This window comes from Pseudonocardia abyssalis, assembly GCF_019263705.2.
In the GTDB taxonomy this organism is placed as follows: Bacteria; Actinomycetota; Actinomycetes; order Mycobacteriales; family Pseudonocardiaceae; genus Pseudonocardia; species Pseudonocardia abyssalis.
On the sequence record NZ_JADQDK010000001.1, the window covers coordinates 1,933,455 to 1,950,907 of the forward strand.

The 17,453-nt window shown below is 74.8% G+C and carries 13 protein-coding genes; 8 read left to right on the forward strand and 5 right to left on the reverse strand.

Annotated elements, in window-relative coordinates; all coding sequences use genetic code 11:
- The first annotated feature begins 3 nt into the window (after nucleotides 1–3).
- From I4I81_RS09255 to I4I81_RS09275, 5 genes are read left to right on the forward strand one after another with little or no spacing between them, the layout of a single operon-like run.
- Nucleotides 4–1,182, forward strand: a complete 1,179-nt coding sequence (locus I4I81_RS09255) for an HpcH/HpaI aldolase/citrate lyase family protein (protein WP_218603257.1) — start codon at nucleotides 4–6, stop codon at nucleotides 1,180–1,182.
- Nucleotides 1,183–1,211: 29 nt separating this feature from the next.
- Nucleotides 1,212–2,606, forward strand: a complete 1,395-nt coding sequence (locus tag I4I81_RS09260; RefSeq protein WP_218603256.1) for a phosphoribosyltransferase family protein — start codon at nucleotides 1,212–1,214, stop codon at nucleotides 2,604–2,606.
- Nucleotides 2,603–3,742 carry a cysteine protease StiP family protein gene (locus I4I81_RS09265; RefSeq protein WP_218603255.1) on the forward strand — a complete coding sequence of 380 codons (1,140 nt, stop codon included), beginning with the start codon at nucleotides 2,603–2,605 and terminating at the stop codon, nucleotides 3,740–3,742. Before I4I81_RS09260 ends, I4I81_RS09265 begins: the two co-directional genes overlap by 4 nt.
- On the forward strand, nucleotides 3,739–4,581 hold the full coding sequence (locus I4I81_RS09270; RefSeq protein WP_218603254.1) for an HAD family hydrolase: 843 nt from the start codon (nucleotides 3,739–3,741) through the stop codon (nucleotides 4,579–4,581). The genes I4I81_RS09265 and I4I81_RS09270 overlap by 4 nt, the downstream gene beginning before the upstream one ends.
- 30 nt (nucleotides 4,582–4,611) lie before the next feature.
- Nucleotides 4,612–5,067 (forward strand): tellurite resistance TerB family protein, encoded by a 456-nt coding sequence (locus I4I81_RS09275; protein WP_218603253.1) that lies wholly within the window; start codon nucleotides 4,612–4,614, stop codon nucleotides 5,065–5,067.
- Between the two features lie 48 nt (nucleotides 5,068–5,115).
- Here the strand turns inward: I4I81_RS09275 and I4I81_RS09280 are convergent, their stop codons facing one another.
- The 4 genes from I4I81_RS09280 to I4I81_RS09295 form a co-directional block, all read right to left on the reverse strand.
- The gene (locus tag I4I81_RS09280) at nucleotides 5,116–5,694 is read right to left on the reverse strand and encodes a TerD family protein (RefSeq protein WP_218603252.1); all 579 of its coding nucleotides are present in this window, start codon (nucleotides 5,692–5,694) and stop codon (nucleotides 5,116–5,118) included.
- Nucleotides 5,691–6,815 carry a DUF475 domain-containing protein gene (locus I4I81_RS09285; RefSeq protein ID WP_218603251.1) on the reverse strand — a complete coding sequence of 375 codons (1,125 nt, stop codon included), beginning with the start codon at nucleotides 6,813–6,815 and terminating at the stop codon, nucleotides 5,691–5,693. Before I4I81_RS09285 ends, I4I81_RS09280 begins: the two co-directional genes overlap by 4 nt.
- A 111-nt stretch (nucleotides 6,816–6,926) precedes the next feature.
- Nucleotides 6,927–8,915 (reverse strand): hypothetical protein, encoded by a 1,989-nt coding sequence (locus tag I4I81_RS09290; RefSeq protein WP_218603250.1) that lies wholly within the window; start codon nucleotides 8,913–8,915, stop codon nucleotides 6,927–6,929.
- On the reverse strand, nucleotides 8,908–10,590 hold the full coding sequence (locus I4I81_RS09295) for an Hsp70 family protein (RefSeq protein ID WP_218603249.1): 1,683 nt from the start codon (nucleotides 10,588–10,590) through the stop codon (nucleotides 8,908–8,910). The genes I4I81_RS09290 and I4I81_RS09295 overlap by 8 nt, the downstream gene beginning before the upstream one ends.
- A gap of 28 nt (nucleotides 10,591–10,618) precedes the next feature.
- Here I4I81_RS09295 and I4I81_RS09300 point away from each other — a divergent pair, with 28 nt between their 5' ends.
- Nucleotides 10,619–11,041 (forward strand): nucleotide exchange factor GrpE, encoded by a 423-nt coding sequence (locus tag I4I81_RS09300; protein WP_218603248.1) that lies wholly within the window; start codon nucleotides 10,619–10,621, stop codon nucleotides 11,039–11,041.
- A 134-nt stretch (nucleotides 11,042–11,175) separates the two neighbouring features.
- The gene (locus tag I4I81_RS09305; protein WP_218615966.1) at nucleotides 11,176–13,383 is read left to right on the forward strand and encodes a TerD family protein; all 2,208 of its coding nucleotides are present in this window, start codon (nucleotides 11,176–11,178) and stop codon (nucleotides 13,381–13,383) included.
- A 97-nt stretch (nucleotides 13,384–13,480) separates the two neighbouring features.
- Here I4I81_RS09305 and I4I81_RS09310 read toward each other — a convergent pair whose 3' ends face one another.
- Complete coding sequence (locus I4I81_RS09310; RefSeq protein WP_218605875.1) at nucleotides 13,481–14,233, reverse strand: YebC/PmpR family DNA-binding transcriptional regulator; 753 nt, start codon at nucleotides 14,231–14,233, stop codon at nucleotides 13,481–13,483.
- A gap of 65 nt (nucleotides 14,234–14,298) precedes the next feature.
- Here I4I81_RS09310 and I4I81_RS09315 point away from each other — a divergent pair, with 65 nt between their 5' ends.
- The gene (locus I4I81_RS09315; protein WP_218615967.1) at nucleotides 14,299–17,451 is read left to right on the forward strand and encodes an ATP-binding protein; all 3,153 of its coding nucleotides are present in this window, start codon (nucleotides 14,299–14,301) and stop codon (nucleotides 17,449–17,451) included.
- Nucleotides 17,452–17,453 lie beyond the last annotated feature (2 nt).

Here is a 17,453-nt window from a genome sequence, read left to right on the forward strand (position 1 = left end):
GCGATGAGGCACTTCGGGTTCCTGAGCGCGTCCGACCAGGACGAGCTGTTCGAGCGGCCGCCGGAGCGGTTCTCCCGCGAGAGCGGGCACGACCTGCTCTCGGTGGGCCTCGGCGCCACGCTCTACATGCCGGCCGACCGGCCCGCACTGGTCGCCGACGTCACGAAGCAGGCGTCCGCCGGCGTCACGTCGGTGGTCGTCTGCCTCGAGGACTCCATCGCCGACGAGCAGGTGGAGCTCGCGGAGGACAACCTCGTCCGCGCCCTCACCGAACTGCACGCCGACCCCGGCGCCGAGCTGCCCCTGCTGTTCGTCCGGGTCCGTGACCCCCGGCAGATGCCGGCCCTCGTCGCCCGCCTGGGGGCGGCCGTGCGCGTCCTCGACGGTTTCGTGCTGCCCAAGTTCACCGCTCTCTCGGGCACCGACTACCTGCACGCCCTCGACGCCGCCGACCGGCTGGTCGACCCGGTCCGGGGCGGGCGCAGGCTGCTCGCGATGCCGGTGATCGAGTCGGGCGCGGTGCTCTACGCCGAGACGCGCGTCGACGAGCTGACGCGGCTGCGCGCCCTGCTACACCGCGACCGCGCCCGCATCCTCGCCGTCCGACTCGGCGCGACCGACCTCTGCGCCCTCTACGGGCTGCGCCGCTCCCCCGAGCTGACGATCTACGACGTCAAGGTCGTGAGCAACCTGATCGCCGATGTCGTCAACGTGCTGGGCCGCGCCGACGGGACCGGGTTCACCGTCACCGGACCGGTCTGGGAGTACTACGCCGCCGCGGAGCGGATCTTCAAGCCACAGCTGCGGCAGGCCCCGTTCGACGAGCACGACGAGCGCGAGCTGCGCAGCAGGCTCGTGTCGAGGGCGATCGACGGTCTGATCCGCGAGGTCGAGATGGACAAGGCCAACGGGCTGCACGGCAAGACCGCGATCCACCCGAGCCACGTCGCCGTCGTCAACGCACTGTCGGTGGTGTCGTCGGAGGAGTACCGCGACGCCACGGCGGTGCTCGGCGCCGGGCGCGGCAGCGGGGTCATGGCGTCGGGGCACGGCAACAAGATGAACGAGATCCGCCCGCACATGGCCTGGGCGCGGCTCACCGCGCTGCGCGCGCAGGTGTTCGGCGTCGCGCGCGAGGGCGTCTCGTTCGTCGACCTGCTGGCCGCCAGCCTGCCGAGGTGACACACGCCGAAGTGACACACACTGCGCAGGTGACTCTCTCGACGTCCCCCCTCACCGACCGGATCGGCGTGCACGTCCGCGCGATCGGGCCCGGCGCCGACCCCGCGGTCCTGCTCGGGCTCGCGCTGCGGCGCAACCCGCGCCGCGCCCAGTTGCTCGTGTCCCGCGTGCTGGGCAAGCACGTGCCGACCGACCCGCGGCTGGTGCGTGCGGCCGGGCTGCTGCTCGGCGGCCTGGTGGCCGACGTCCTGGCCGGACGCGATCCGCGCCCGCTGCCGGTCGACCTGCTGCACGCGGCCGTCGGCGGGGACCGCAGCGCCGCGATCACCCTCGGGCTGACGGCGGGGGCGGGGCGGACGTCCGTCGACGCGCTGGTGCTCGGCTACGCGGAGACCGCGACAGCGCTCGGGCACTGCGTCGCGGAGGCCCTGACCGCCGACTACCTGCACTCCACCCGCCGTCCCGTCGACGGGTTCTCCGCGGCGGGCGGGTTCAGCGAGGAACACTCGCATGCCACCGACCACCTGCTGCTCCCCGCCGACCCGGACCTGCTCCGCGGCGACCGCCCACTGGTGCTGGTCGACGACGAGCTGAGCACCGGGCGCACCGTCCTCAACACCATCACCGCCCTGCACGCGACCCACCCCCGCGCGCGCTACGTCGTGGCGACGCTGGTGGACGCCCGCCCGGACGACACCCTGGTCGACGGGGTGGCCGCCCTGGGCGCGCGCCTGGACGTGGTGGCGCTGTGCCGGGCCGAGGTGACGGTGCCACCGGACGTGCACGAGCGGGTAGCGGAGGTCCGGGCAGCGCTGGCGGACCCCGCCCGGCGACCTGTCGCCCCGGCCGGGTCGCAGTGGGGTGGCTCCACTGCAACCGGGTCGGAGCAGAGCCACCCCACTGCGACCCGGGGTGAGACGACCCGGGGTGAGACGACCCGGGTCGTGCTCGGTGGGTGCGGGTGGCCCGACGGGCTGCCCGTCGGGGGCCGCCACGGCTTCCTCGCCGAGCACCACCGCGCCCTCGACGCCGCCCTGCCCGCCCTCGCCCGCTCCCTCGGCGCCCGGCCGGGCGAGAGCACGCTGGTGCTCGGCACCGAGGAGCTCATGGCGCTCCCGCTGCGCCTGGCCCAGACCCTCGCCGACGCCGGCTGCGCGGTCCGGTTCTCCACCACCACCCGCTCCCCCGCCGTCGTCGTCGACGAGCCGGGGTACGCCCTGCGCACCGGGCTCACCTTCGGAGCACACGACGACCCGGCCGACGGCCCCGGGCCGCGCTTCGCCTACAACCTCGGCGGGCCGGGGAGCTGGGACCACGTGGTCGTCGTCGTCGACCCGTCCGCCGACACTCCCGCCCTGCACGACGGGCTGCTCGCCGCACTCGCCCCCCTGACCAGGAGGACCACGCTGGTGATCACGCCATGACCCCCGATCCCCTACGGGGCCCCGCGTTCGGCAGCTACGCCCCCGACGAGGTCGCGTGGCTGCTCACCGACCTGTCCGGCGTCGAGCTGGAGGCGCCGACGGAGGAGCGCGAGGAGGCGATCCAGAGCGGCGGCGCGCACTACGCGGAGTCGCTGCCGGTGGAGTTCCAGCCCGACGCGGCCTACCTCGACGTCTACCGCTCCGCGCTCGCCGCCACCGCCGCCCGGCTCGCGCAGGCCGTCGGCACCGTCACCGAACTGATCCTGCGCGAGCGGGGCCCCGACGTCGTCCTCGCCTCCCTGGCCCGCGCGGGCACCCCCGTCGGGATCCTGCTGCGCCGCTGGGCCGCGGCCCGGCACGGCCTGGAGCTGCCGCACTACGCCGTGTCGATCGTCCGCGGCCGCGGCATCGACACCGTCGCCCTCGACCACCTCGCCGCGCACCACGATCCCGCGCACGTCGTGTTCGTCGACGGCTGGACGGGCAAGGGCGCGATCAACCGCGAGCTGGCCGATGCGCTGGGGCGCGACGGGCGGGGCTTCGATCCCGACCTCGCCGTCCTCGCCGACCCCGGTCGCTGTGCCCGCACCTTCGGCACCCGCGACGACTGGCTGATCGCCTCGGCGTGCCTGAACTCGACGGTCTCCGGGCTGGTCTCGCGGACCGTGCTCAACGACCGGCTGATCGGCCCCGGGCAGTACCACGGGGCGAAGTTCTACGCCGAGCTCGCCGGCTCCGACGTCTCGAACGCGTTCCTCGACGCCGTCACCGCGGAGTTCCCCGGCGTCACCGACACACAGCTCGCCGGCACCACCGGACCCGCCGACCGTGAGCCCGACCACGCCGGCTGGGCCGCGGTCGAGCGGATCGTCGACGCGTACGGCATCGGGGACGTCAACCTGGTCAAGCCCGGCGTCGGCGAGACCACCCGCGTGCTGCTGCGCCGCGTCCCGTGGAAGGTGCTGACGCGCGCTGGCGCCCCGGAGGCCGATCTCGCCCACGTCCGGTTGCTCGCGGCGCAGCGCGGCGTGCCGGTGGAGGAGGTCGACGACCTGCCCTACAGCTGCGTCGGGCTCATCCACCCGCGCTACACCCGGGGCGCCACCGGGGCCGACGGGCTGGCCGCGAGCCGATGAGCGTCGTCGCGTGCCTCGACCTCGACCGCACCGTCATCTACTCCGCGCGCTCGCTGGACCTGCGGATGCCCGACCACGAGGCCCCGCGCCTGCTGTGCGTCGAGGTCTACCGCAACGCCCCGCTGTCGTTCATGACCGAGGACGCCGTGGTGGCGTTCCACGCACTGCGCGAGGCCGCCGAGATCGTCCCCACGACGACGCGGACGCCCGAGCAGCTCGCCCGCGTGCACCTGCCCGGCCCGCCGCCGCGGTACGCGATCGCCGCCAACGGCGGGCACCTGCTCGTCGACGGCGTGCCCGACCCCGACTGGGCCGACGTCGTGCGGGAGCGGCTGGCGGAGTGCGCGCCGCTGGCGCAGGTGCAGGCCCACCTCGACGCCGTCAGCGGGGCGTTCGTGCTCAACCGGCGCACCGCGAGCGAGCTGTTCTGCTACGCCGTCGTCGAGCGCGCTGACGTCCCCGACGGCTGGGTGCGCGACCTCACCGGCTGGTGCGGCGAGCGCGGGTGGACGGTGTCGTTGCAGGGCCGCAAGGTCTACGCGGTGCCGCGGACGCTGACGAAGTCCGCAGCCGCCCGCGAGGTCGCCACCCGGCTCGGCGCGCGCGCTCTCCTCGCCGCGGGCGACTCCCTGCTCGACGCCGACCTCCTCGACGCCGCCGACCACGCCGTCCGCCCCGCCCACGGCGAGCTGCACGACACCGGCTGGACCCGCGACGGACTGGTCGTCACCGCCGCGACGGGTGGCGCGGCCGGGGCGGAACTCCTGGGGGTGCTCCGGGAGTTGGCAGTGCAGGCGTCGGCGGTGCAGGGCCGATCACCGGCGCGTGGCAGGGTGTGAACCCTCCGACGAAGGGACGATTGCGACACCATGGGCTTCTTCGACCAGCTCAAGACCAAGATGGCCGGCCTGCAGGCCACGGCCACCACCGAGGTCGCCAAGTTCAAGACCAAGGACTTCGCGAAGGCGAGCATGGCGATGTGCGCGCTCATCGCCGCCGCCGACGGCACGATCAGTGCCGAGGAGCGTCGCAAGACCGCCGGGTTCATCGGCAGCAACGAGGCGCTGAAGGTGTTCCCGCCGAGCGAGCTGCAGGACCACTTCACGTTCTACGCCTCGAAGCTGGAGTCCGACTACGACTTCGGCAAGCTCGAGGCGATCGCCACGATCGGCAAGCTGAAGAAGGACCAGCCCGCGGCCCGGGCCGTCATCCAGGTCGGGATCATCGTCGGCGGGGCCGACGGCGACTTCGACAAGGACGAGCAGCAGGCCGTGCGCGAGGCGTGCCTCGCCGTCGGCATCTCGCCCGCGGAGTTCGATCTCTGAAGCACGTGCGCGGAAACGGTGGCCGGGCCCACCGTTTCCGCGCACGACCTACAGGTGCGCCGCCGTCGCCGGCAGCAGGTCCTGGAACGTGCGGCCGGAGGCGATCGCGCCGATCGCGGTCATGCTCCAGCCGCCCTGCCCGTCGCGCGCGACCTTGGCCATGATCTGCGCGTTGTGCTTCCCCGAGCCGGAGAGTTCGTAGCGGGCCAGCTCCTCGTTCGTCGTCTCGTCGACCAGGCGGCAGAACGCGTTCTCGATCTGCGAGAAGTCCTGGCCCGTGAACGAGTTGACCGTGAACACGATCTGCGCGACCGCGGGTGAGAGCCGGGCGAGGTCGACGATCACGGACTCGTCGTCGCCGTCGCCCGCACCGGTGAGGTTGTCGCCGGTGTGCTGCACGGAGCCGTCCTTGCTGCGCAGCTGCCGGAACCACACGGCGTCGACCAGCTGGCTGCCCGCGTCGAACAGCAACGCCGAGGCGTCGAGGTCGATCGACTGGCTCCTGGAACCGAACAGGCCGCGCTTCTTCACCGCGTCCCAGCCCAGCCCCATGCGGACGACGGACAGGGCGCCGCCGCCGCGCTTGGCCAGCGAGACCTTCTGACCCTTCTGCAGGCTGACGGTCACTTCGCCGCCAGCTCGTCGGCCGACTTGTGCGTGTCGACACCCTCGGCGGCCAGCCTGCGGTTGCGCAGGATGCTGGACAGCAGCGCGGCACCGATGAACGCGACGCCGATGAGGCCCGTGAGGATCTCGTTGACGTGGTAGCCGATCCCGACCAGCAGGATGACCGCCAGCGCGCCGATCGCCCAGTGCGCGCCGTGCTCGAGGTAGACGTAGTCGGCCAGCGTGCCCTTGCGCACCAGGAACACGGTGAGCGAGCGGACGAACATCGCGCCGATCAGGCCGAGGCCCAGCGCGATGATGATCGGGTCCGGGGTGATCGCGAACGCGCCGATGACCCCGTCGAAGGAGAACGCGGCGTCGAGGACCTCGAGGTAGAGGAACAGGAAGAAGCCCGCCTTGCCGGTCGCCTTCGCGAGGTTGCTCGGGCCGCCGTTCGTCGACGGCGCCGTGTCCTCGCCCTCCACCTCCTCCATCTGCGCCTGGCCTGCCTGCTCGAAGAACTGGCCCAGACCCTGCACGGCGAGGTAGGTGATCAGCCCGAGCGATCCGGCGAGCAGCACGACGGCGGGGTCCTCGGCGAGGAACTGCGAGAGCAGCACCAGCGCGAGCACGGCCATGACGATGGAGATCCGCTCGATCTGGCCGATGCGGGAGAGGAACTTCTCGATCGGCTGCAGCCACTTGATGTCGCGGTCCTCGAACATCCAGTCCAGGAACAGCATGAACAGGAACATGCCGCCGAACGCGGCGATCTGCGGGTACGCCTCGTCGAGCAGCGCCGCGTAGCTGGTGGGGTCGCTCTCCGGGCGCTGCTCCAGCGCCAGCGTCAACGACTCCACCGGGTTCAGTCCGGCCGTGACGGCCACGATGACCAGCGGGAACACCAGCCGCATGCCGAACACGGCGATGAAGATGCCGATGGTGAGGAAGATCTTCTGCCAGAACTCGCTCATCCGCTCGAGGATCGTGGCGTTGACGACCGCGTTGTCGAACGACAGCGAGATCTCGAGTACGCCGAGGATCGCGCAGAGGATCAGCGCCGTCCAGCCGCCGTACAGGAAGGCGATGACGAGCGACACGATCGTCACCGCGTACGACCAGCCGAAGATGCGAAGGTTCATGTCCTGATGGTCCTGTTCCCCTGTCGAAGTCCCGAATAGCGCGTGCGACGCGCCGCCACGGTAGCCGGTACGGGTCACCACGGACGGAGTGCGCCGCCCAGTGTGCCCGGGTCAGCCCGAGGAGGCCGTCTCTGCGGACCGCCCGCCGTCGACGGCCGCACTGACCGTGTAGCCCGGCACCGGGCCGTCGGGGGCGCCGCCGTCCTCGATCCGGTGCTCGCGGGTGCGTCCGACGACCCGCCAGCGGCCGTCGGGCAGGGCGCAGCGGACGCGGAACTCGGCGCCCGCCGGCCCGTCCCAGCGCACGAGGACCGACCCGGAGGCGAGGCGCTCGGCGCGGACCCGGGTCGGAGCGGGCGGGCCCGCGGCGGGAGCCGGGGCGGGCGGCGTGCTCGGGGGCGTCTGCTCGTCCGACCGCACCGCCGCCGAGCTGCGCCCGGCCTGTACCGCCTCCACCGCGTACACCGGAGCCTCGACGGCCGGTGGTGCGCCGCCGTCGAGGACGGAGGTGTCGGTGACGCGCCCGACCACCTGCCACGTCCCGTCCGGACGGCGCCGCGAGACCTTGTAGCGCACCTGCGGCGTGGGCGAGGGCTCCCAGACGACGAGGACGTCGCCGCGGCCGTCGCGGGCGGCCCGGACCCACGCCGGCGGGGCCACCGGGACGGCGGCGAGCGCGGCCTGCGCCCCGGGGTGGCCGGGGCAGGTGTCCAGCACCGCGAGCAGGGCCGCGGCCCGGTCCGCGGGCGGACCGCCGACGGCGGCGGCCACCGCCGCGTCGGCGCGGGCGACGTCGCGCCGGGCCGCGGAAAGCAGGCGGTCGAGGTCGGCGCCGCCCGGGCCGGGGACGTCGGCCGCGGTGCGTCCCAGGTGCTCCAGGTGCTCCAGCGCCTCGGTGGACCGGCGGGCGGCGACGGCCGCGACCGCGGCCTGCCACCGCCGGGCGGCCTCGTCGAGCACGGCGGTGATCTCGTCGGCGACGGCCCGCACCGGGGTCGCCCCGTCGGTCCCGGCGACGCGCTGCGCGTCGCCGACGAGCCGTCGGGCCTCGGTCGGGCGGCCCCCGCGCAGGGCGGCGCGGGCGGCCTTGAGCGGGGCCTCCCACTCGCGCCCGCGCGGCCGGTCCGGGGGTGGTGGCGGCGGGCCGCTCTGCTCGATGGGCGCCCCCAGCTCCGCGGCGACGTCGGCGAGGACCCGGCGGGCGCGCACGTCGTCCAGGCCGAGGGCGCGGGCCTCGTCGAGCAGGTGCTCGTGGTCCTCGGCGACGAGCCGGTCCTCCACCAGCACCGCGGCGCGCACGCGGGGGCGCAGGTGCTCGGCGACGTCGACCGCGACGGCGTCGAGGTAGCCCGCGACCGCCGCGGACCCCGGTTCGACCAGCTCCGCGACGTGCACGAGCAGCTCGTCGACGACCGTGCGCAGCCGCGTCGGCGGCAGCTCGCGGGCGCGTGAGCGCCACGCCGCGGCCCCGGCCCGCACCTGCCGCTCCGACGCCGACGGGTCGAGCCCGAGCAGGCCGAGCAGCGTCGGCGGGGCGGGGGCGTCGGTGAGCCGGCCGAACTCGTCGAGCAGGGCGCGGACCTGGCGGCGGCGCTCGGGCGCGATGCCCGGCGCCGCCGGTCCCGACCCGACGACCCGGTGCCGGCGCAGCCGCGCGGTCACCTCGTCGCGGGCGAGCCCGGCCAGCGCCCCGACCTCGTGCAGGCCCTCGACCTTGTCGGCCGGGACGCCGCGGTGCCGGTCGACGAGCCGGGCGATCGCGGCGTCGAGCAATGCGTAGCGCCCGGCGTCGCGCTGCTCGCGCTGCGCCCGGACCCGCGCGGCCGCGGTGCGGCGACGCCCGCCGTCGAGCACCTCGGCGGAGCGGGCGTCGTGCCCGGCCACCAGCTCGGCGACCAGCACGCGGTACTTGGGGTGGTCGCGCATCCGCTGCCACGCGCCCCACACGTCGGCGACGCGTGCGGCGACGGCGGCGTCGCCCGGGTCGTCGTCCAGCGGCAGGTCGTAGAGCTCGAACGGGTCCGACGTCTCCGGCCCGCCGCGCTTCAGGACGACCGCCAGGACGCGCTTGCGGTAGTCGCCGGGGGCGAACTCACTCACGGCGGCGCTGCCTGCCCAGCTTGTCGCGCTCGCGGGCCACCTCCGCCTGCGAGAGCGTGGCGCCGGTCGTCACGGTGAGGGTGAGCGGCAGCCGGGCCTCGACGTGCGACGCGGTGACGTGCAGGACCCCGTCGAACCCCATCTCGAAGACCACCCGCACCTCGGCGCCCTCGTCGTAGCCGGGCGGGATGCCGGTGATCTGGCCCTCCACCAGCACCTTCGCGTCCTCCGCCCGCGACGACTCGGCCTGCCCCTGCTGCTCGACGACGGTGAGCGCGATGACGGACTGGTCGGCGCGCATCGTGCCGAAGCTGCGGCTGGTGCGGATCGGGAGGCGGTCGTTGCGGTGCACCAGCCAGGTCGGTTCCAGCCGCCCGGCCATCGCGTTGACGGCGAGCACGCCGAACCCGCGCGAGACGACGGTGTCGACGCGGATCTCCACCGCCCGTCGGACCTGCGCGAGCGGCACGGCGTAGGCGTCGGCGACGCGGCGGGCGGCGTCGTCGAGGTCGGCGGGCGCGGCGTCCTCCAGCGGGGCACCGTCGCGCAGGCGCCCGCGGGTGCGCAGGTCGGCCGCGACCATCCGCTCCAGCTCCTTCTTCTCCCCGTACAGCGCGGCGCCGCGGGCGACGGCGAGGTCGGGGTCGTGCAGCCGGGCGTCGAGGTCGAGCTCGGTGAGCAGGGCGTCGGCGACGGCGGGCATGCGCGAGGAGCCGCCGACGAGCAGCACCCGGTCGACGCGCGGCACGCCGCGGCGGGCGGCCTCGGCGAGGCAGGAGCGGGTGAGGTCGACGGTGCGCCGCAGCAGCGACGCCGTCATCGCCTCCACCTCGGCCCGGGTGAGTGTGACGGTCGCGCGGGCGCCGTCGTGGGTGACGACCACGTCGGTGCTGGTGGCGTCGCTGAGCCGGTGCTTCGCGCGCTCCGCGGCGAGGACGAGCGCCTGGGTGCCGACGGCGTCGTCCATCGGGTCCTCGGCGTCGGGGTTGTCCTCGCAGAAGCGGCGGGCGAGGTGCAGCGCGATGCGCTCGTCCCAGTCGGCACCGCCGAGCTGGTGGTCGCCCTCGACGGCGAGCACGGAGATGCGGCGGTCGGCGAGCTCGATGACGGTGGCGTCGAACGTGCCGCCGCCCAGGTCGTAGACGAGGACGGTCTCGTGCGCCGCCCCCTTGGACAGCTCCGGGGACCCGTCGAGCCGGCCGAACCCGTACGCGAGCGCGGCGGCGATCGGCTCGGACAGCACCTCGACGACGTCGAGACCGGCGTAGGTCCCGGCGAGGACGGTGGCGCGGCGCTCCTCGTCACCGAAGTAGGCGGGGACGGTGATCACCGCGGACGTCGGGGTCTCCCCGGAGGCGAACCCGGCGTCGGCCACGAGGGACCTGAGGATCAGCGACGACACCGCGGGCGCCGACCAGCCCGTGCCGTGGGCGACGAACCGCCACTCCGCGTCGCCCATCCGCCGCTTGACCAGCGCGCACACGTGCTCGGGGTCCAGCCGGGCCTCGCGCCGCGCCCCCTCCCCCACGACGTGCTCGGTGCCGGAGGCGAACAGCACCACCGACGGGGTGGTGGGCTCCCCCGACATCCCGGCCAGCACCTGCGGCCGCCCGTCCGGGCCGGTGCGCGCGATGGCGGAGTTCGTGGTTCCGAGATCGATACCGTGGACGGCCACGGCGGGAGCGTAGCGATACCGTCGGAGCGTGCGTGAGCTTGCCGACAAGATCGACGACATCGCCCGCCTGCTGACCCGTCAGTCCGCCGCGATCGCGGCACTCGCCGACGCCCCCGCGGCCACCGGCCCCGACGTCCCGCTGCTCGTCGACCTGCACGCCCTGCACCGCGACACCCTCGCCTGCGCCGCCACCGCCCGATCCCGCCGCGAACGGGACGCCTTCACCGCGGTCGCGGCCGGGCTGGAGCGGCTGGTGGTGGGACGCGGGGGCACCCTCGTCGTCCCGGCGCCGGGGGACGCGTTCCGCGGAACGCAGATGGAGGCGGCGGAGCTGGTCCCCACCGACGACCCGGCCCAGGACCGCACCGTGGCCCGACTCCTCGAACCCGGCCTGGACGCCGCCGGCCGCTCCGTCCGCCCGGCCCGGGTGGCGGTGTTCCGCACCCGCTGACCCCGGCCGCCCCACGTCGCAGACCTCGTGGTCACCGCGCAGACCGCCGGCGGCCTGCGCGGCGCGCCCCGGTCTGCGCGGTCGGGCGGAACCGGTCGCCGTAACCCTTTCGTCCCGTCCGACGATGGCTGTGGGTGACCGACCATGTACTCGCCAAGGGTGCCAACGTCTCGCTGCTCCCGCGCTCCGCCGACGGGGAGGGGCGGTTGCAGGCGGTCGTGCGCTGGTCGGACCCGGTCGGCGGCACCGACGTCGACGTGTCGGCACTGCTGCTGGGGTCCGACGGCCAGGTCCGGTCCGACGAGGACTTCGTCTTCTACAACGCCCCCGTGGCCGCGGACGGCGCGGTGCGCCTGCTCGGGAAGCGCTCCGACGACGCGGCCGCGGAGGACAGCGTCGCGGTGGACCTGGAGTCCCTGCCCGCCGACGTCGAGCGCATCCTCATCGCCGCCAGCATCGACCCCGCGAGCCAGGCGACCGGCTTCGGCGACCTCGGCGACATCGGGCTGGTCCTACTCGGCACCGACGGCACACCCGCCGCCCGGTACGACATCGCCGGAGCCGGCAGCGAGACCACGATGGTGCTGGGCGAGATCTACGCCCGCGGGCAGGAGTGGAAGTTCCGCGCCGTCGGGCAGGGCTGGGACTCCGGCCTCGCCGGACTCGCGACCGACCACGGCATCCGCATCGAGGACGCGGAGCCCGGGCCCGACCCGCTCGACACCGCGATCGGCACCCCGGAAACCGAGGCCGCCCTCGACGCGATCGTCGACGACGGCGGGGTCGACGAGGGCGGGGTCGACGAGGGCGGGGTCGACGAGGGCGGGGTCGACGAGGGCGGGGTCGACGACGTCCGTGACGGGGAGCCCGAGAGCGGGCAGGACGGCGACGGACTCGTGACCGGCCCGGCGCTGGACGAGCTCCTGCCCCCGGACGTGCCGGCCGTCGACGCGCCCAGCGCGGAGACCGCCGCGACCCGGCGCCCGGCCCGCGGCGTCCGCACCCGCAAGCGCCGCACGACCGGCTCGGCCCTGCCGCCCCTGACCCTGGCCGTCGACCCCAGCTGGCAGCCCGCGCGCCTGTTCTCCGTGTCGGGGGTGGGCACCGGCGAGGAGCAGGAGAAGCGGGCGACCTCCACCCTGATGGCGACGATGATGGCCGTCCGCGACTTCGGCCGGGCGCTGGTGTCGCGGTTCGGCGGCCCGGCCGGGACGATCGAGACCTACCCCGAGGTCCCGTTCTCCCTCGACGAGCGCACGGTCCGGCCCGACGCCGTCATCCGCGTGGCGCGGGCGGGCCGGATCTGGACAGCGTTGCTGGAGGTCAAGACCGGGTCGAGCGAGCTGCGCCGCGAGCAGGTCGACAGCTACCTCGACCTGGCCCGCCAGCAGGGCTACGACGCCGTGATCACGCTGTCGAACGACCTGACCCCGACCGGCGGCGCGCACCCCCTCGACATCGACAGCCGTAAGCTCCGCAAGGTCACGCTGCACCACATCTCCTGGTCCGAGGTGCTGCACGAGGCGCAGATGCAGCTCGCGCACCGCGGCGTCGACGACCGGATGCAGGCGTGGCTGCTCGCCGAGCTGATCCGCTACCTCGAGCACCCCCGTTCGGGCGCGGCCGGCTTCGACGACATGGGGCTGGGCTGGGTGCCGGTCCGCGAGGCCGTCGCCGCGGGCACGCTGCGCCCGACCGACCGCAAGATCGGCGGCGTCGTCGCGTCCTGGGACAAGCTGGTGCGCCACCTGTGCCTGCGGCTGACCGGCCAGCTCGGCGTGACCGTCGCGCCGGTGTTCCCGCGCCGGGTCGCCCGGGACGCGGCCGCCCGGGCCCAGGCCGCCGTCGTCGAGCTGGCGACGACCGGCACGCTCCGCACCACGCTGCGCATCCCGGGCGCGATCGGCGTCGTCGAGGTCGTCGCCGACCTGCGCACCGGGCAGATCCGCACCACCGTCCCGCTCGACGCCCCGCGCGACGGCGGCGCCACGAAGCGCGTGAACTTCGTCCTGCGCCAGCTCGGGTCCGCTCCCGGTGCGCTGACCGTCGAGGTGCTGTTCGCCCGCCGCGAGCAGACGTCGTGCGAGCAGCTCAAGGACGTCCGCGACCGGCCCGCCGCGCTGCTCCCGGACCCCACGGCCGAGGTCCGCGGGTTCCGGCTGACGCTCTGCTCCCCGCTCGGCACGAAGCGCAACGGCCTGCGCAACGGCTTCATCCCGAGCGTGAACGCCGCGGTCGACGCGTTCTACGCCGAGGTGGTGCAGGGGCTCAAGCCCGGCGTCGCCCCGCGCCTGCCCGCGGACGTCGCCGAGGAGGCGATCGCCGCGGTGGAGGCCCGCTGACCCCGGCCGCCGCCCCACGTCGCAGACCCCGTGGTCACCGCGCAGACCACCGGCGGCCTGCGCGGCGTTCCCCGGTCTGCGCGGTCGGGCCGGTCGGTCAGCCGACCTCGGCCATCACGTCGTCGCTCACGTCGAAGTTCGCGTAGACGTTCTGCACCTCGTCGCTGTCCTCCAGCGCCTCGATGAGGCGGAAGACCTTGCGCGCACCCTCCACGTCGAGCTCGATGCTCATCGACGGGACGAAGGTGGGGTCGGCGGAGTCGTAGTCGATGCCGGCGTCGACGAGTGCCGTGCGGACCGGGATGAGGTCGGTGGCCTCCGAGATCACCTCGAAGCTCTCGCCGAGGTCGTTGACCTCCTCCGCGCCCGCGTCGAGGACCGCGAGCAGGAGGTCGTCCTCGGTCAGGTCGCCCGACTTCGGCACGATCACGACGCCCTTGCGCGTGAACAGGTACGCGACGGAGCCGGGATCGGCCATCGCGCCGCCGTTGCGCGTCATCGCCACCCGGACCTCGGTGGCGGCGCGGTTGCGGTTGTCGGAGAGGCACTCGATGAGCAGTGCGACGCCGTTGGGGCCGTAGCCCTCGTAGGTGATCGACTGGTAGTCGGCGCCGCCCGCGTCCTGGCCGGACCCGCGCTTGAGCGCACGGTCGATGTTGTCGTTGGGCACCGAGCTCTTCTTGGCCTTCTGGACGGCGTCGAAGAGCGTGGGGTTGCCGTCCAGGTCACCGCCGCCGGTGCGCGCGGCCACCTCGATGTTCTTGATCAGCTTGGCGAACATCTTGCCGCGCCGGGCGTCGATGACGGCCTTCTTGTGCTTCGTCGTCGCCCACTTGGAGTGCCCACTCATCCACGAACCCCTTCCGGATCCCGGGGATCCTATCCCGGCGCGCGGACGGGGATAGGATCCCCGGGGTGTCAACCGGTCGCCTGAGGCTGTCCCTGCTCGGGACCTTCCGCGTCGACGGCGACCTCCACGAGGCGCCGCCCGCCGGTCAGGCCCAGCGGCTGCTCAAGGTGCTCGCCGCGCACGACGGTCGCTTCGTGCCCGTCGACGTGTTGATCGACGTCCTGTGGGCGCGGCCGCCCGACCACGCCGAGCGCAACATCGCGGTGCTGGTGAGCAGGCTGCGCCGCGCGCTGGGTCGCGAACGGCTCGACGGTGGGCCCAGCGGCTACCGCCTCGTGCTCGACGAGCGCACCAGCGTCGACCTGTTCGAGGCCCGCGACCTCGTCGTGGCGGCCGAGCAGGAGCTCGCGGCACGGCGGTTCGCCCCCGCGGCAGCGGCCGCGCGCCGGGCCACCGCGCTGCTCACGGTCGGGCGCCCGCTCACCGAGGAGCGCGACGCCCCGTGGACCGCCGAGGTGCGCCTGCTCGCCGAGCACCAGGTGCGCCGGGCCCGCCACGCCTGGTGGTCCGCGGCGTCGGAGCTCGGTGAGCACCGCACCGTCGTCGAGGTCACCGGTGAGGCATTGCGCGACGACCCGCTCGACGAGGAGGCGTCCCGGGCCGCGATGACGGCACACCGGCGTGCCGGGGAGTCCGGTCGGGCGCTGCTCGTCTACCGGGCCCTGCGCACCGCGCTCGCCGACCAGCTCGGAGCCGACCCCTCCCCCGCCACGCAGACGCTGTTCCTCTCCGTCCTGCGCGCCGGGAAGGCCCCACCCCGTCGTGGCGCGCCCGCACCGGTCCCGGAACCGACCCCCCTCGTCGGCCGCGAGAGCGAGCTGAGCGGGCTGGTCGCGCGCTGGGACGAGGCCGTCGACGGGCGGTCGGGGCCGGTGCTGGTCGTCGGCGAGGCGGGGATCGGCAAGAGCGCGCTGGTCGAGGCGCTCGCGGCGCGGGCCCGGCAGTCCGGTGCACTGGTGCTCACGGGCTGGTGCCGGGAGGCGGAGCGGTCGCTGTACCTGCAGCCGCTGCTCGACGCGGTGCGCGGGGGCGTCGAGCGGATGGCGCCGCAGCAGGTGCGCGATCTGGCCGGCGAGTGGCTGGGCACGCTCATCGAGCTCGTGCCGGAGATCGCGACGAGCACCGGACCGGAGCCCTACGAGCGGGTCGGTGCCGAACTGGAGCACCGCAGGAGCCTGGAGGCGCTCGCCACGTTCCTCGGCGGGCTCGCCGAGGAACGGCCCGTGCTGCTGGTGGTCGAGGATCTGCAGCACGCCGGGGCGTCGACCGTCGAGGCGCTGCACTTCCTCGCCACGCACCAGTCGCGCGGCCGGATCCTCGTCGTCGTCACCGAGCGCACCGGGGAGGACCCGTCGGTCGCCGCGGCGCTGCGCGACGTGGCGGAGGTGCACGAGGTCGGGCCGCTGGCCGAGCCGGCCGTGGCCGAGCTGGTCCGCGGGTCCGGTCTGGCCTACGACGTCGCGAAGCTCTACGCGTGGACGGGCGGGTCCCCGCTGTTCGTCACCGAGCTCCTGGCCCACCCGACGTCGGGCACGGGGACCCTCGCCATCCCCGGCTCGCTGCACGAGGCGGTCGCGCAGCGGCTGGAGCACGCCGGCGAGGACGTCACCACGCTGCTCGCGTTCGGTGCGGTCCTCGGCGGGGCCTTCGCCCTCGACGACGTCGCCGCGGTGAGCGGACTCGACGTCGAGGACTGCGCGGGACGGGCGGGGCGGGCACTGCGGGCGGGCCTGCTGGCGACCCGCGGTGAGCGGTTCCGCTTCCCCAACGACATCGTCCGCACGGTCGCCTACGACTCCGTACCGGAGCCGATCCGGGTCAGCAGGCACCGCCGCGCCGCCCGGCTCGCCGACGCGCGGCCGGAGGCGGCGGCCCGGCACCTCGCGGCGGCACACGACTGGGGCGAGGCGGCGAGGGCCTGGCAGCTCGCCGCGCACGCCGCCCACCTGACCTTCGCCAACGACGAGGCCGAGCGGTTGCTCACCGACGCGCTCGGGGCGGCCGAGCACAGCGACGACCACGCGCTGCTCGCCGTGATGCGGCTGCGCCGCGGCGAGGTCCGCACCGAGCTGGGCCGCCACGACGAGGCCCGCGACGACCACGAGCACGCGCTGGTGCTGGCCCGTGAGCTGCACGACGAGGAGCTGGAGGCCCGGGTCCTCGAGCAGCTCGGCTGGACCGCGCTCTACGCCCGCGACGTCCTCGGCGCCGTCGACCTGGCCGAGCGCGCCACGCAGCTGGCCGAGTCCGCCGCCGCGGCGAAGGGCGCGCTGCCCAGCGCCACGCTGCTGCTGGGCCGGGTGCGGCACTGGGACGGCGACTACGCCGCCGCCGGCTCGGCGTACGAGCAGGTGCTCCGCTCGGAGCCCGAGGGTTCCGGCGACGCCACCACCGCGATGGCGCTCGCGTACCAGGGTGCGCTGTTGCAGCACCAGGACCGGTTCACCGAGGCGCGCGCCGTGCTGGAGCGGGCCGCGGTGCTGTGCCGGCGCACCGGGCAGTTCCGCCCGCTGCTGCAGACGCTGTTCTTCATCGGGCTCGCCCGCGGCGACGTCGGCGACTTCGCCGGGGCGCTGCGGTCGCTCGACCGCGCCCGCGCCCTGATCGACGGCTACGGCGTGAGCTTCTACCGCGCCGGGATCGAGACCACCACGTCCTGGCTGTGGCAGGAGCTCGGCGACGTCGGCCGGGCGCGCGAGCACGCCGAGCTGGCCGTCGACCTCGCCCACCGCGGCGGCGGCGCGTTGGAGCTCGAGCAGGAGCTGCACGCGCTGCTCGCCCTCGCCGACTGCGACCTGCTGATCGGTCGGCCCGACGACGCCGGTGCGCGCGTGGAGGCGGCCGCGCCGATGCTGGAGCGCTCGTTGCCGTTCCGGCCGCGGGCGGCGATGCGGCTGCTGGAGATGCGGGCGCGGTTCGACCGCACCTGGGCCGAGGCGCTGTTCGAGGAGGCCCGCACCCACGACTCCCCGAAGTACCAGGCGCTGGCGCTCTCACACCTCGGGCGTCACGAGGCCGCCGCGCGCGTCGCCGGGCGGATCGGCTCGGACCTGCTCGTCGGCAAGCTGGGCACCCCGGTCGACCGCAGGGCGGCCAGGGCCCGGATCGCGCGGGCGCTGCCGTCGGAACTGCGGGCGGACTACACGCGACTGCCGTGAAC